Here is a 13,307-nt window from a genome sequence, read left to right as displayed (position 1 = left end):
ATCGCCAGCCGCAGCCAACCTGGAACCACAAACGGAAGCACGACCATGGCACCCCCCAGCTCCAGCGGCGCCAGCCTGACGGCACCGATGGCAAGCATCGGCGTGCCCGCAGAGATCAAGCGCGATGAACAGCGCGTGGCCCTCACCCCTGACGGGGTGGCCGATCTGGTGAACCAGGGCATGGAGGTGCGCATCCAGGCGGGAGCAGGTTTAGGGGCTGGCTTCAGCGATGCCGCCTTCGCCGCCGCCGGGGCCCGGCTGGTGAGCGCCGCAGAAGCCTGGGGCGCCCATTTGGTGGTGAAGGTCAAGGAGCCCCAGCCCGAGGAATTCGGCTTTCTGCGCTCCGATCTGGTGCTGTTCACCTACCTGCACCTGGCCGCCTACCCGGAGGTGGGCCGGGCCCTGCTGGAGGCTGGCACCACTGCCGTGGCCTATGAAACCGTGCAGCTCGAAGACGGCAGCCTGCCTTTGCTGGCGCCGATGAGCGAAATCGCCGGCCGGCTAGCAGCCCAGGTGGGGGCCCACCTGCTGGAGCGCCCCCACGGCGGTCGCGGCATCCTGATGGGGGGCTGCACCGGGGTTCGGCCGGCGCGGGTGGTGGTGCTGGGAGCAGGCAGTGTGGGCTGGAATGCGGCCCGGATCGCCGCCGCCATGGATGCGGAGGTATTCCTGCTGGATCGCTCGCCCGAGCGGCTGCGCAGCCTCGAGGCCCACCGCCGCGGCCGGCTGGTGAGCCTGGTGAGCAGCAGCAGCCTGATCGAGCGCCTGGTGCCGGGTGCCGATCTACTCATTGGTGCCGTGCTCACCGCCGGTGGCCGGGCCCCCACCCTGGTGGAGGAGGCGCTGGTGCGGCAGATGCAACCCGGCTCCGTGGTGGTGGATGTGGCGATCGATCAGGGGGGCTGCATTGCCACCAGCCGCGAAACCAGCCACACCGATCCTGTCCACACACTCCACGGCGTGCAGCACTACGCCGTCGGCAACATGCCCGGGGCCGTACCCTTCACCTCCACCGAAGCGCTGGTGAGTGTCACCCTGCCCTACATCCTGGCAATGGCGGGACGGGGCCTGGTCGAAGCCGTCACCGACCGACCCGAACTACTTTCCGGTCTCAACACGGTGCATGGGACGGTGTGCCATCCCGGCGTTGCCCGGGCCCTGGATGTGACACCCCGCCACCCGATGGCCTGTCTGCGCTGATCGCGGTCAACCGCTGCAAAGGGCGCACCAGAGCAGAGGGGCTGATCCCCTCGCGCAGGGCGACCAGCAACCCAGCCACCGCCGCATAGCTCTCTGCAGCGAGCACCTCCAAGCCCAGGGCCGCCGCCGACACGTTGAGCACGCAGGGGTTGTGCACTGCGATCACTGGGATGCCGCGCTCAGCGCAGGCCAGCACAGCCGCCCCCCCCAGGGCTCCTGCCGGGGCCACCACAGCCCCCACATCTTCGATGCGGAGCACATCAGCTCCGGCTGCGCTCAAGGGTCCTAAGCCGGGTGCCAGGGGCACCAGATCGGGCGCCCGGCTCAGTCCCACCAGCACGCAGGCCAAAAAGGTGTAGCCCAATTCCTCCCCCGCCGCCCGGGGGTCGAGACCAGGATCCAGCGGCAGGGGACTGAGGGCCGGCGCATGGGCGCATGGCAGGCCCAACTCGCGGCTGAGCAGATGGCTGATCACCGCCTCGGCACCGGCCAGGGCATCCACACCAGACCCCTGGCGGTAGGCCGCAAGGGCCTCGCTGCTGTTGTCCTCGGGGAAGCGAGTTACCACCGCAATAGCCGTAGCCCCGGCAGCCTTGAGCATCTGGCCGGCGCGCAGCAGCAGCTCGGGGCGGCCTAGGTGCCCCGAGCTAGCCCCGCTTGCTCCCTGACACAGAGTCACCTCGAGGGGTTCATCGGTGGTGACCACCGGGCCAATCTCCAAACCCAGACTGGCCCGGCAGCCCTCGGCAACCTGGAGATGGCGCCAGCGCAGCTCCGCCTCGATACCGGCATCGAGCAACAGCCCGAGCCGCTGCCGGCGCACCGGCCGCAGGCCGATCGCAGCAGCAGCGAAGCGGTCGAGGGCCGAACCCTCCACGTAGTGGATGCGGGAATCGCTCCAGTACAAGGAGGCCCCATTCATGACGTTGGGATGGGTGATCAGGCAGCCACTCGCGGCCGCCAGCAAGCGAGCGGCAGGCAGGCCATCGCCCGCGTAACCACCCAGCTCACATCCAATCCCGGTGGGAATCACCAGCAAGGTGGGCAGGGGCAGGCTCGCCGTCATGCCAGCACCACCGCTTCAAGCGTCAGCAATGGGCACGATCCAGCCAGACCAGGCTCCACCGCGGTGATCGCCCAGCGCAGCGGTTGGCCGTGCGGAGCTAACGCAGCCTCGATCTGGGCCAACAACGGCCCTGGAGCACGGCGGAACTGCAGCGTTACGGGCTGCAGGCGCAGCGCCGCAGCACTCATTTCTGGTATTTACCGAACTGGGCTTCGTAGAGGGCATCCTCCATACCCGCCTGGAGCCGCAGGTCAGATTGGGGAAAGGAGACGCAGAGCAGGGCATAGCCCTTTAGTTGCAGGTCCGCCTTGACCCCCATGGCATCGGGCTGCTGAACGCTGCCCTCACTGATCAAAGCCGCACAGGTGGTGCAGACCCCGGAACAGCAAGAACTGGGCAAGGGGACCCCGGCGGCCTCAGCTGCAGACAGCACGGTTTGATCGCTGCAGCAGGGAAAGATGTGTTGGGTGCCTTGAAACTCGGCGGTGATTGTGAAGGTCTGGGTTTCGGTCACAGGAGGGTGCCGGAGTGGGCAGCTAAAAACCATTGTTCCAGTCCGCCCGCGCCAGCCCCGGCGATCAAAGCTCCTGCCACTGGCTGGGGTGGGGCGCCAGGTATTCCGGTGGCGAGGAGCCATTTCTAGCCACGGGAGCTGTTAGCGCGAAATCGATGCTGAGGGAGCAGCGCAAATCATCGGGATCCTCGTTTGGCAACACCGCATGATCCAGGCAACTGGGAAACAGCAGCAGCAGCCCTGCCTGGGGAGCCACATCCAGCCAGGGGGCGCTCCAAGGCGATGCAGCCAACGGACCTTCGTGGCCAACAGCCATCCCAGGCACCAGCTCATTCAGCTGCCGCTGCGGCCACAGGCGCAGACAGCCACTGCGGCCGCTGCCATCACCGTTGAGGTAGTAGATGGCACTGAGGTGAGCGTTGGGGTGATGGTGGCGGCCTACCACCTGCCCCTCCTCACTAAGCACGGGCCAGCAGCGCTGCAGGTGCAAGGCCACTCGGCTGAGATCGAAACCCAATTGCTGCAGAAAAGCTTCTGCATGGCCTGTCAAGACAGCAATTAGTGGCGCAAAGGCAGGCTGACGCTGCAGCTGCCAGACACCATTAAGGTCGCCGGTCCAGGCACAACAAGGATCGGGGTTGGAGCTGGCTTGGCCCCGCAGCTCGTGCAGGGCTTGAAGTTGCAGTGCCGTATCCAGAGGATCAGGCAACAGCTGCACCCTGCCAAGAGCCACCGGAAACAGAGGCTCGATCTGCAAACCAGCCCCCAGACTCAGGACATACCGGCAGAGCCGCCAACCACTTCCAGAATTTCCTGGGTAATGGCGGCCTGGCGAGCCTTGTTGTAGTCGAGCGTGAGGCTCTTAGCTAGAGCCTTGGCGTTATCACTGGCGTTGTTCATTGCCGTCATCCGGCTGGCCAACTCCGAAGCTGCGGCCTCCTGCAGAGAACGCAGAAGCTGGTTTTCCAGATAAAGGGGCAGCAGAGCATTGAGCAGCTGATCAGGGCTCTGATCAAAAACAATGTCGGAGGGCAGCTTGGGCTGCAAGTTGGCAGCCGTACCCACTTCAACTCCCAGCCGACCTTCCCGGGTAGTGAGGCGGAAGATCTCGTCTTCAGGGATAGCAATGCCTTGGGGATCGAGGGGCAGCAGGGTCTGAATTACCGGCTTGGAGCTCACCAAGTTGATGAACTTGGTAAAGATGATCTCGACACGGTCGGTGCTGCCGGAGAGAAACTCCGCCAGCACTTCGTTGGCGATACCCATCGCTTCACTCGCCTTGGGCACCTGATCAAGACCGGTAAAGGTAGCGCGAATCGTGTACTGATTAGCGCGGTTCTGGAAGTAGGTGATCGCCTTACGGCCGATCAATACCAGATCCACCTTGTAGCCCTGGCCAACCAATTCAGCGGTGCGCAATTCGGTGCGCTTGATGATGTTGGCGTTGTAGCCACCGCACAAGCCCCGATCACCGGTAACGGCAAGCAGGGTGATGGTGCCAACCTCGCGCTGCTCGAGCAGGGGAGCATCGGCATCTTCAAAGCGCATGCGTGACTGAAGATTTTCCAGCACGCGGGCGAGCCGGTCAGCAAAAGGACGGCTGCGCAGCACCTGCTCCTGGGCGCGGCGCACCTTGGCGGCTGCCACCAGGCGCATGGCCTCAGTGATCTTGCGAGTGTTCTTGACCGAACCAATCCGGTCGCGGATATCTTTGAGGTTTGCCATTAGTTATGCCCCTCCTCAAACGGAGGCGAGCATGGTCGACTTCACCTCGTTGATGGCTTCCTTGAGCATGGCTTCAGCTTCGTCGCTGAGCTGCTTCTCGGTCTGCACCTTGGAGATGAACTCGGCCTTGTTGCTCTTGAGGTATTCGCGCAGCTCGCGGCAGAACTGCACCACAGACTCCACAGGAACTTCGTCGATCAGGCCCTTGACGCCGGCATAAACCACAGCCACCTGCTCCGCAAGGATTAGGGGGCTGAACTGGGGCTGCTTGAGAATCTCGCGCAGGCGCTTACCCCTGCCGAGCTGCTGCTGAGTTGCGGCATCGAGGTCGGAGGCGAACTGGGAGAAGGCAGCCAGTTCATCGAACTGGGCCAGCTCAAGCTTCAAGGTGCCGGCAATCTTCTTAATCGCCTTGGTCTGGGCAGCACCGCCCACCCGACTGACGGAAATACCAACGTTGATGGCGGGGCGTAGACCGGAGTTGAACAAGTCGGAACTCAGGAACACCTGACCATCGGTGATCGAGATCACGTTGGTGGGGATGTAGGCAGATACGTCACCGGCCTGGGTTTCGATGATCGGCAGGGCGGTCATCGAGCCCTTGCCCATGGCATCGCTGAGCTTGGCGGCACGCTCAAGCAAACGGCTGTGGCAATAGAAGACGTCACCGGGGTAAGCCTCACGACCGGGGGGGCGACGCAGCAGCAGGGACATCTGGCGATAGGCCTGGGCCTGCTTGGTGAGGTCGTCGTAAATCACCAAGGTGGCCTTGCCCTTGTACATGAACGATTCGGCCAGCGCCGCACCGGTGTAGGGAGCCAGGTACTGAAGCGCTGCAGCTTCGGAAGCACTAGCAGCTACCACGATGGTGTAATCGAGAGCTCCCTTCTCCCGCAACACTTCAACCACGTTGGCTACAGATGCGGCCTTCTGACCAATGGCCACATAAACGCAGACGACGTCTTCGCCCTTCTGGTTAATGATCGTGTCGATGGCGATAGCGGTTTTGCCGGTCTGACGGTCGCCAATAATCAGCTCGCGCTGGCCCCGGCCGATCGGAATCATGGCGTCGATGGCGGTGATGCCCGTTTGCATGGGCTCGTGCACCGACTTGCGCTGGATGATGCCAGGCGCCATCGATTCGATCAGGCGAGTTTCGGTGGTGGCGATGTCCCCCTTGCCGTCGATGGGCTGGCCCAGCGAATTCACAACCCGGCCGAGCATGGCGTCGCCAACGGGCACGGCGGCGATCTTGCCGGTTGCCTTGACGGTGCTGCCCTCCTGGATGCCGCGACCTTCGCCCATCAACACCACGCCGACGTTGTCATCTTCGAGGTTGAGGGCGATGCCTTCGGTGCCGTCCTCGAACTGCACCAGTTCACCGGCCATCACCTGCTGCAGGCCATAGACCCGGGCGATGCCATCGCCGATCTGCAGCACGGTGCCAACGTTGCTAACCGAAACCGACTTGTCGTAGTCCTCAATCTGCTGCTTGAGGATGGCGCTGATCTCGTCGGGGCGGATGGATACCATGGGAGGAAGTCCCCACAGGGGGGCTGATGGAGGGGAAGACGGGGAAGCGGGGAGAGGGCTACCGGAGCAATAAGGGTTCCGGAAGCTTGGGCAGGCAGAGGAGCTAGCTCACCTGGGCCAGCGCCAGCCCAAGGCGGCGCACCTGGCCAGAAAGGCTGGCGTCAATGACTTGTGAGCCCATGCTGACGATGAAGCCTCCTATCAAGGAGGGGTCAACCACGAGGTCGAACTCCACTGATTTAGAGCCTGCAATCTCTTGAACCTTGCGGTTGAGCTCAGCCTGCTGCTCCTCGCTAAGGGCAGCAGCAGATGTCACCTTGGCCAAAGTGATGTTGCGCAGCTCCCGATAAAGCTCCAGGAAACGCATCAAAACAGCCTCCATCATGGGCAGGCGCTGGCGATCGGCCAAGAGCTTGAGCAGGTTTTGCACCGCAGGGGTGACCTGATCGTCGAAAAGCTTTGCCAAAGCAGCCTTCTTGGCTTCGGGTTCAAGCACGGGCGAGGCCAGAGCAGCTTTGAGCTCGGGGCTCGAACTCAATACGGCCAGAAGGGCTTTTGCCTGTTCGGCAACAGCGTCAGTCTCCTTACGAGATTCAGCTACCTGCAGCAAGGCTTCGGCGTAGGGAGTTGCAATCGAGTTGAGGAGTGGCATCAGGCTTTACCCAGGGTTGAAATGGACTGATCGATCAGTCGGGCCTGGGCATCTGCATTGAGCTTGCCGGGAAGGGTGGCAAGTGCTTGGGCAATAGCCCGATTGGCGGCTTCGCGGCGCAACTGGTCGGTGACGCGGGCTGCTTCGGCATTCAAGTCGGCCATGGCTCCCTGCTTAAGGCGGGCCATTTCGTTGATCGTGCGCTTTTCGCTTTCCAGGCGCAAAGATTGGGCCCGGGCCAAACCATCAGCGCGAATCTGCTCAGCCTTTTGTTGCGCAGCCGACAAATCCTGCTGAGCTTGGACTAACGAAGACGTTGCGGCGAGAAGACGCTGCTCAGCATCTTGCAGATCGCTGAGGATGGCGGCACGACGGCGCTCCAGGATACTGCCGAGGAAACCCGGCAAAAACTTCCAAAGGCCGGCGATAACAATCGCCAAGTTGATGATGTTGGTCTCAAACGGATTGAGGTTGAAACCAAATCCGCCGTGACTTGCAAGCAAGGAGGGGAGCATGAAAGTCATGAGGCTGCCAGCAAGCGGGTCACGATCAGATCACCGAGCTTGTCGGCGTCCTTATTAAGCCGGGCCATGGCCTGATCTCGCTGAGAATCAATCTCACGGCGGGCCTGCTCCCGGGAAGCATTGGCATCGGCCGTAGCCGCGGCAAGGGCGTCGCGGTAAAGACGATCCATCTCCTGCTCGGCCTCGAGGATCAGCTTTTGGGACTGCTGACGCGCGTCCTTGAGCTGTTCCTTGAGATCGGCTTCCAGCCGCTCGGCTTGAGCCAGCTTCTGCTTGGCGTCGGCGCGGCTAGTGGAGATAAAGCTCTCACGCTCCTCCACAGCCCGGCCAACGGGGCGGAAGAACAGCGAATTCAGAATGAAAGTGAGGAGAACAACCTGAACCGCCATCAGCGGCAGGGTGGCATCGAGGTCAAAAAGACCTCCCTCAGGGACACCTGCTTCGGCGAGCAGAAGCCAGCTGGTCATTGGGGCGAGGGCGCTGGAACGATCGGTCGGGATTGAGGTTTGCGAGCCTGGAAGAGCAGGAGCAACAAGCCCCCGCCCTCCTTCCACTCACAACAAGGCTCAACCAGCGAAGGGGTTGGCAAACAACAGCACCAGGGCGACCACAAGGCCGTAGATGGTGAGCGCTTCCATGAAGGCCAGGGACAGCAGCAAGGTGCCGCGAATCTTGCCTTCGGCTTCAGGCTGACGTGCAATGCCTTCAACGGCGCCGCCAGCTGCGGTGCCCTGACCGATGCCGGGGCCGATGGCACCGAGGCCTACAGCCAGACCAGCGGCCAGAACAGACGCAGCGGAGGTGATGGAATCCATGGTGGAGTGGGGGATTGGGATCGCGGTTGTGGCGCGTTATGGACCGGGATTAAAACCCTGCGCTGAGGACATCCTTTCAAAGATGGGCCCGGAATGCCTCCGGACCTGCGCGAGGGAGATTTAGCAGACCGCCGGAGCGGAGCTGCCAGAGAAGAGCTACTAGTGGGGCTCTTCGTGCACTGCCTCACCGATGTAGTAGGCAGCGAGCGTGGCAAAAATAAGAGCCTGAATAGCACTGGTAAAAAGACCCAGGAACATTGCAGGCAGGGGCACAATCAAGGGCACTAGAAATGCCAGAACAGCAACCACCAGTTCATCCGCCAAGATGTTGCCAAAGAGACGGAAGGAAAGGGAAAGGGGCTTGGTGAAATCTTCAACGATCTTGAATGGAAGCATGATCGGTGTCGGCTCCACGTAGTACTCGAAGTACCTCAGTCCCTTGCGGCTCAAGCCGGCATAGAAGTAGGCAAGAGATACCAACAAAGCCAAGGCAATGGTTGTGTTGATATCAGCAGTTGGTGCACCAAGCTCGCCACTAGGCAGGTGGATCAGCTTCCAAGGCACCAGAGCTCCGCCCCAGTTACTCACAAAGATGAACAGGAACAGGGTGCCGATGAAGGGCATCCAATCTCGGTAAGCCTTCTCACCAATCTGTTCACGGGAGAGATCGCGGATGTAATCCCAGACGAACTCCAGCAGGTTCTGGGTGCCGCGGGGATCACGCTCCAGCTTGCGGGTGCCAACCACTACAAGGGCGAGCAAGGCACCGATAACGACCCAAGAGCTCAGGAAGACCTGGCCGTGAATGTTGAGGTTGCCAAGTTGCCAGTAGAGGTGTTTACCAACCTCCAGTTCAGCAAAGGGGAGAAGGAGAGGCATTGGAGCCAGCGAAGGGGAGTTCGGGGTCGCCAGGGCGACGGAACGGAAACGGGATCAGGTGTCGAAGACTGCCTGAAGGATCACGGCCGGCTTGTAGAGCAGAAAGCCCAAAAGAGCCGGCAGGATCGAAAGTTGGGGGATCCGGGCTGCGATCAGCACCAGGACGACCGGGACCAGCAGCTGAACCTTGCTAACCCGCCGGGCATTTTCACCCAGCTTGGTGACACTGCGGCTGAGCAGCCACAGGTAAAGAAGGCCAGCTAAAGCACCCACCAACAGGCTAGAAGCCGTGGAGATGGAGCCCAAAACGGCTGTTCCAGCCACCGCCACTGCCGAAAGCAGCAAGGTTGCTAGCAAAAGCCGGCGTTGGAGCCGGAAATAACCATCCATGCCATTGCTGACATCGGCGGTTAGCGCTGGCAGGGTTGATGCACCGGTGGCATCATCCGGCTGCTCGACCGCTTCACCAGCCTGAACTGCCGTCGAAACGGTGGGCTCAGAGTCGGGAAGTAGGGGGCAGGGGAGGGATACCGACAAGCGCGCTCAAATCCCTGAAAAGGCGCGCGGAATCTATCACGGTGCTGATCCCCGCCCCCTCAGAGCACCGGCAGCAAAACCCTCTGATTCAGCAGTTGGCGGGCCACGGCAATCCGTTGCGCTGCAGGCCAATCCAAAGGCAGCTGGCCGATCGCCACACCCGGTGCGCTCTCAAGGACAGCCATCAAATTGAGGCCCGCTTCGCTGACGTCAAGGGGTGATAGGTCTGGCCCCATCAAGCGGGTGGCTGGCCAACCCCAAAGGCAGCGGTTGGTTTCACCCCGCGCTGCCAGCAGAACTTCGTCGTCGCCCCAATCGGGTTTCCTCACCGCCCCATGGCTGAGAAAAAATTCGAAATGGCTGATATCGGGATCAAGCTCCTCCACCAAACTCCACTGCTCAAACTGACTGAGGCCCTGGGCCCGCTCCAGCAGCTCACCACTAAGCAAGCGCGCCGGCGACCACACCTCAGGATTGGAAAACCCGGCAAACTCCAAACCGGCTGAGGCGACAAAAGCCAGCAGACGCTCGAGGTTGTAGCTGGTCTCTTGGGGGTGCAGATACATATCCGCAAAATTGGCATCAGCTGCCGTGTCGACAATCCAGCGCCGCTCGTGATGCTGTCGCAGCCGGTTTCCCTCAGGCAACTCGGCTAGGAGCTGGCGACCCAGCCGTAGCCCCTCCTCCCCTGAACCGACGGCCAGCCTTGCCAGGGCCCGCTGGGTGCGGTGAATTTCCCAGCGGCCGCCATCCGCATACAAAAAAAGATGCAGTAGCCCGCCTGGCCGCAGCAAGCCAGCCAATGCCTGCAAGCCAGCCTCTGGCTCGCGCAGGTGGTGCAGAACGCCGACGGAATTGATGTAGTCGAAGGGTCCCTCGCCAGCCAGATCCAGCAGGCTGCGCTGTTCGATACGCAACTCGCGCACCGCTTTTGCCGCACCTGAACGACGGATGCGCTCCCGTGCCACCTCAAGGGCTCCGGCGCTGATATCCACTGCCATCACCGCAGCACCTGGATTGAGGTGGCAGAGGTAATCGGTGCTGACGCCGGTGCCGCAGCCAGCGTCGAGAATCCGCCAAGGCCGTTCACCTGAGTCGGGGCGCGGTGGCAGGGCTCCAGTAGCAGCAGCCCAGGCGCTATCGACGCACCAGCGCCAGTTGTATCCGGGGGGCGGGCCGTCTTGGAGGGGGTCTCCCGGGTAGGGGAAACGGTCGTAAAAGGCGCTCACCATCGGCGTGGCGGCATCACTGGCGGGCAAGGACGGATCAGCGGCAACAGGCTGAGCTTTTCACGTCCAGCGGCCACAAGGACGGAGCAATTGGCATCAGCAAGCCAGCGAAGCTGCAAACATTTGTTCATGGCTAGGCAAAGGGCCCGAGGGGCCGCCGTAACGTGGCCCAGCCCGGTTCGCTCTCGTCAATGACCGTGACCGCCAGCAGCGGCAGCACCAGGGTTTCACCCCAGCGCTACGACACCCTGCCGCTCTCCAGCGTCCGTCAGGCGGAGCAACAGGATCGCTTCCCCGACGGCGGCGAGCTTGAAACCCTGGTGGCGTTTTTCCAGAGTGGCCAGCAGCGCTTAGAAGCTGCACGCCGCATCTCGGAAAACGCTGATTTCATCGTGGCCAAGGCGGCCAACCGGATCTTCTCCGGCGGCACGCCCCTCTCCTACCTGGATGCTCCCTTGAGCGTCGTCGGGGGTGGAGCAAGGGACGTCACCCCTCTGGCCGCTGACCAGGCCGCCTTCCAGCGCTCGGTGCAGACCTTCGCCCAGGGCACCGGCGACTCCGGCGGCAACCTGATCACTCGCTTACTTGAAAGCTCAGGTGGCGACGCCGACGTGAGGGTTGTGCTGCCCACCGGCTTCAGCCCGATCGCAATAGGCCGTTACGGCACCGATCGGATGCGCAAGTCGCTGCGCGACATGGGCTGGTTCCTCCGCTATGTGGGCTACGCCCTGGTAGCAGGGGACCCAAGCATCCTGGCCGTAAACACCCGCGGCCTGCGCGATCTACTGGAGAAGGCCTGCTCCCTGGCTGCCACCAATGTGGCTCTGCAGGAAATGCGCGCTGCAGCCGCCGGCCTGTGCAAGGACAACCCCCAGGCCCGTCAACTGGTAATTCAGTACTTCAACGTGCTGCTCGCCGAACTGCAGGTGGCCACACCAAGCACCCGGCAGCGCCTCGGCAGCCCTGAAAGTCAGGGCCTGCAGCTGCCTGCCATTTATGCCCTAGCCGCAGACGGCAAGCAGCGCTTCATAATGCGGACGCGCCTAAGTGGTGCCCAAAAGGCCGAAGTCATTCGGGCCGCCTACCGGCAGGTTTTCGAACGGGACATCGCCAAGGCCTACAGCCAGACGCCCTGCCCGGTTGAGGCCACCCAGGTGCGCCAGGGCCAGCTGTCGATGCGGGAATTCATTCGCTCCCTCGGCCACAGCAAGGAATACCGCCAGCAGTTTTTCGGCGGCTTCTCCAATAGCCGGGCGGTTGAGCTGGCCTTCCGCCACTTCCTCGGTCGAGGCATCAGCTCCCGCGAGGAATTCACCCGCTATTTCGACATCGTCAGCGTCCAAGGCCTGAATGGCCTAGTGGATTCCCTAATCAACACCCTGGAATACGCGCGGGTGTTCGGCGAAGAAACCGTTCCCTACCTGAGGGATCTCGGTGAAGAAGCCCAGGAGAGTGCCGGCTGGGGATCAAATCGCAAGCTATTCCGCTTCAGCGCTCCCTTCGAAGGCGCACCCCAATACGTCACCCTCTACGCCTCCTATCGCCAACCCTTCGCCGATCAGCACGTCTACGGCGGCGGCAACGACCCCCTGGCCCTCAACTACGGCGCGATTTTCCCTTCCGGCACCGCCTCAGTGGCAACCCGGCCAGCGCCCTACGGCTACGACAGCCGCCGCATCCTGATCGGCAATGGCCTGGCCCAGCCTGGCCAGATGGACAGCGTCCAGTTCCGCAAGGCCACTCCTCGCCGAGTGGGCCCCAAGGTCGTACGCCTCCAGCAGATTGCTACCGGCGGCAGCTCCGTGCCCCGCCGTGGCGGCCAACCCAGCATCCGTGGCACTGAAGCCAGCACCCAGGCCGTTATTAATGCGGTCTATGTGCAAGTTTTAGGCACTGCTGGCTATGCCGGAGAGCGCAATAAAGTTGAGGAAATCAAGCTCGAGAACGGCGATATTAGCCTGCGGGAGTTCATCCGCCAGGTAGCCCGTTCCAAGGCCTTCCGCCGCCGTTATTGGACCGGCCTTTACATCACCAAGGCCATCGAGGTGATGCATCGCCGGCTGCTAGGTCGCCCAACCTTCGGGAGATGGGAAATCGATGCCTACTTCGATACCGCAGCCCACACTGGCTTCTATGGGGTAGTCGATGGCATTCTCAACAGCAGCGAATACAACGAAACCTACGGCGAAGACACAGTCCCCTACGAGCGTTTTGTCACTGCTAATGATCGAAATGCGCGTAAGGTGCCTGGCCTAAACCGCCCCTTCGACGCCTCTGCCTATGCCAATGAATTTGTCCAGGACAAACGTCCAAATGTGCCCGTTGATCAGACCATACGCACTACCGGGGATATAACCAATCGAAATCTGTCAGCCCGTCGGCAGATGGTCGTGGGGAGCTGGACAGCCCAGACCGTAGGGGGCGAAACCATGAAGACAGCTAAGCCCCAAGAGAACTTCATCGCGGGGCCGGGCAGCATCCGCCAAGCACCTGCGCCGACTCGCCGCTGGAAGTAGCCCCCTAAGTCCAGCAACGCCTCAACCGCATGCCAACCATGCGCCTGCGCACTGCTTCAGCGACTTCGAGCCTCCCGGAGACACTTCGGGGGGTTTTTTATGATCAAGATAACAATT

Annotated in this window: 15 protein-coding genes; 2 read left to right on the top strand and 13 right to left on the bottom strand. The window is 62.1% G+C overall.

Annotated elements, in window-relative coordinates; translation table 11 throughout:
• Window positions 1-87 precede the first annotated feature (87 nt).
• A complete protein-coding gene (gene ald, locus U9970_RS01710; RefSeq protein WP_322765986.1) occupies window positions 88-1,200 on the top strand; it encodes an alanine dehydrogenase in 1,113 nt (370 codons plus the stop codon).
• Here the strand turns inward: ald and U9970_RS01705 are convergent.
• The 13 genes from U9970_RS01705 to U9970_RS01645 form a co-directional block, all read right to left on the bottom strand.
• Window positions 1,112-2,266: a DUF3326 domain-containing protein gene (locus tag U9970_RS01705; RefSeq protein WP_322765024.1), complete on the bottom strand. Its 1,155-nt coding sequence runs from the start codon at window positions 2,264-2,266 to the stop codon at window positions 1,112-1,114. The genes ald and U9970_RS01705 overlap by 89 nt on opposite strands.
• The gene (locus U9970_RS01700; protein ID WP_322765023.1) at window positions 2,263-2,454 is read right to left on the bottom strand and encodes a hypothetical protein; all 192 of its coding nucleotides are present in this window, start codon (window positions 2,452-2,454) and stop codon (window positions 2,263-2,265) included. The genes U9970_RS01705 and U9970_RS01700 overlap by 4 nt, the downstream gene beginning before the upstream one ends.
• On the bottom strand, window positions 2,451-2,813 hold the full coding sequence (locus U9970_RS01695; RefSeq protein WP_407653062.1) for a 2Fe-2S iron-sulfur cluster-binding protein: 363 nt from the start codon (window positions 2,811-2,813) through the stop codon (window positions 2,451-2,453). The genes U9970_RS01700 and U9970_RS01695 overlap by 4 nt, the downstream gene beginning before the upstream one ends.
• A gap of 31 nt (window positions 2,814-2,844) precedes the next feature.
• The gene (locus U9970_RS01690) at window positions 2,845-3,537 is read right to left on the bottom strand and encodes a TIGR02466 family protein (RefSeq protein ID WP_322765021.1); all 693 of its coding nucleotides are present in this window, start codon (window positions 3,535-3,537) and stop codon (window positions 2,845-2,847) included.
• 14 nt (window positions 3,538-3,551) lie between these two features.
• Window positions 3,552-4,505 (bottom strand): F0F1 ATP synthase subunit gamma, encoded by a 954-nt coding sequence (locus U9970_RS01685; RefSeq protein ID WP_322765020.1) that lies wholly within the window; start codon window positions 4,503-4,505, stop codon window positions 3,552-3,554.
• A 15-nt stretch (window positions 4,506-4,520) separates the two neighbouring features.
• The gene (gene atpA, locus U9970_RS01680) at window positions 4,521-6,038 is read right to left on the bottom strand and encodes a F0F1 ATP synthase subunit alpha (RefSeq protein ID WP_322765019.1); all 1,518 of its coding nucleotides are present in this window, start codon (window positions 6,036-6,038) and stop codon (window positions 4,521-4,523) included.
• Between the two features lie 103 nt (window positions 6,039-6,141).
• Window positions 6,142-6,690: an ATP synthase F1 subunit delta gene (gene atpH, locus U9970_RS01675; RefSeq protein ID WP_322765018.1), complete on the bottom strand. Its 549-nt coding sequence runs from the start codon at window positions 6,688-6,690 to the stop codon at window positions 6,142-6,144.
• A complete protein-coding gene (locus U9970_RS01670; RefSeq protein ID WP_407653061.1) occupies window positions 6,690-7,214 on the bottom strand; it encodes a F0F1 ATP synthase subunit B in 525 nt (174 codons plus the stop codon). Before U9970_RS01670 ends, atpH begins: the two co-directional genes overlap by 1 nt.
• Window positions 7,211-7,681: a F0F1 ATP synthase subunit B' gene (locus U9970_RS01665; protein ID WP_322765017.1), complete on the bottom strand. Its 471-nt coding sequence runs from the start codon at window positions 7,679-7,681 to the stop codon at window positions 7,211-7,213. The genes U9970_RS01670 and U9970_RS01665 overlap by 4 nt, the downstream gene beginning before the upstream one ends.
• Window positions 7,682-7,780: 99 nt before the next feature.
• A complete protein-coding gene (gene atpE, locus U9970_RS01660) occupies window positions 7,781-8,029 on the bottom strand; it encodes an ATP synthase F0 subunit C (RefSeq protein ID WP_106502337.1) in 249 nt (82 codons plus the stop codon).
• A 159-nt stretch (window positions 8,030-8,188) separates the two neighbouring features.
• Window positions 8,189-8,908: a F0F1 ATP synthase subunit A gene (gene atpB / locus U9970_RS01655; RefSeq protein WP_407653060.1), complete on the bottom strand. Its 720-nt coding sequence runs from the start codon at window positions 8,906-8,908 to the stop codon at window positions 8,189-8,191.
• Window positions 8,909-8,962: 54 nt separating this feature from the next.
• Entirely contained in the window at window positions 8,963-9,445 is a 483-nt protein-coding gene (locus U9970_RS01650; protein ID WP_322765016.1) for an ATP synthase subunit I, read from the bottom strand.
• A gap of 59 nt (window positions 9,446-9,504) precedes the next feature.
• Window positions 9,505-10,677: a methyltransferase gene (locus U9970_RS01645; RefSeq protein WP_322765983.1), complete on the bottom strand. Its 1,173-nt coding sequence runs from the start codon at window positions 10,675-10,677 to the stop codon at window positions 9,505-9,507.
• Window positions 10,678-10,865: 188 nt separating this feature from the next.
• On the opposite strand from U9970_RS01645, the gene U9970_RS01640 reads away from it, so the two are divergent.
• Window positions 10,866-13,190 (top strand): phycobilisome rod-core linker polypeptide, encoded by a 2,325-nt coding sequence (locus U9970_RS01640; protein ID WP_322765015.1) that lies wholly within the window; start codon window positions 10,866-10,868, stop codon window positions 13,188-13,190.
• Window positions 13,191-13,307 lie beyond the last annotated feature (117 nt).

Source organism: Cyanobium usitatum str. Tous, assembly GCF_963920485.1.
In the GTDB taxonomy this organism is placed as follows: domain Bacteria; phylum Cyanobacteriota; class Cyanobacteriia; order PCC-6307; family Cyanobiaceae; genus Cyanobium_A; species Cyanobium_A usitatum_A.
Note: the sequence above shows the minus strand (reverse complement) of the source record. Positions and strands in the feature narration are given on the sequence as shown.